Source organism: Acidisphaera rubrifaciens HS-AP3 (assembly GCF_000964365.1).
GTDB classification, from domain to species: domain Bacteria; phylum Pseudomonadota; class Alphaproteobacteria; order Acetobacterales; family Acetobacteraceae; genus Acidisphaera; species Acidisphaera rubrifaciens.
Window position 1 is genome coordinate 1 of record NZ_BANB01000440.1, and the last position, 813, is coordinate 813.

At 70.8% G+C, this 813-nt stretch carries 1 protein-coding gene; it reads left to right on the forward strand.

Annotated features, from left to right (window positions below; all coding sequences use genetic code 11):
* Positions 1-431 precede the first annotated feature (431 nt).
* Positions 432-707 (forward strand): metal-sensing transcriptional repressor, encoded by a 276-nt coding sequence (locus tag B8460_RS12660; RefSeq protein ID WP_048861965.1) that lies wholly within the window; start codon positions 432-434, stop codon positions 705-707.
* The last annotated feature ends 106 nt before the right edge of the window (positions 708-813 follow it).

The following is an 813-nucleotide window of genomic DNA, read 5'->3' on the forward strand; positions in this document are numbered from 1 at the left end:
GGCGGTCGCCGCCGCGGCGGCGGGCGTGCGCGCGAAGGCCACGTGGGCGCGGAGAGGCACGCGCGCGCGACGGTCAGTGTTCAGAAACGAGGCGAGAAAGGCGGCCATGGCCCTTCCTCCGGTTCAAGCGGTTGCTCGAACCCGGGCGGGCCTGGCCGCTAGGCCGGGCGCTGGCGCGTCCTCGGCGTGGCGGTCACATGCACGTCCCGGGCGGTGGCCCAACCCATCGAAGCGGCAATCGCAGGCGTCGTGCGCCTACTGTCGCTCTCCGTGGGCTGGCTACTAGATCGCGGGTTCATGTGATCCCTATGCTGGACATTGGTCGGCGCCGCCCGTCCTGGGCGGGGCACCGGACATACGGGTACGCCCGGCAACAGCGAAGTCACGCCGACGGCGTTGGCATACCCTCCCCCGGAGGGTAAGGTCAAGCGATGAACCCGCGCCCGCACACGCGCCATCCCGCCATCATCCGGCGGCTGCGCAACGCCGAGGGACATCTGCGCAGCATCATCGCCATGCTCGAGGAGCAGCGACCGTGCCTGGAAGTCGTGCAGCAGCTGCAGGCGGTGGAGAAAGCGGTGGAAACCGCGAAGAAGACGCTGATCCACGACCATCTCGATACCTGCCTCGAGCGCGTGCTCGGGCCGGCGGAGAAAGCCGCGCGGGCGCCGATCGACGAGTTCAAGGCGATCACGAAATATCTCTGACCGGCGGCGCCTGGGCCGTCATGGGAGGCATGCCATGAGCGGGCGGGCGACGGACGGGCGGGCGACGGACGGGCGGGCGACGGGCGGGCGCGCGGCGGCGGGCCTT

Coding starts and splice junctions, on each gene's coding strand:
- B8460_RS12660 (WP_048861965.1), top strand. CDS start 432: ATGAACCCGCGCCCGCACACGCGCCATCCCGCCATCATCCGGCGGCTG.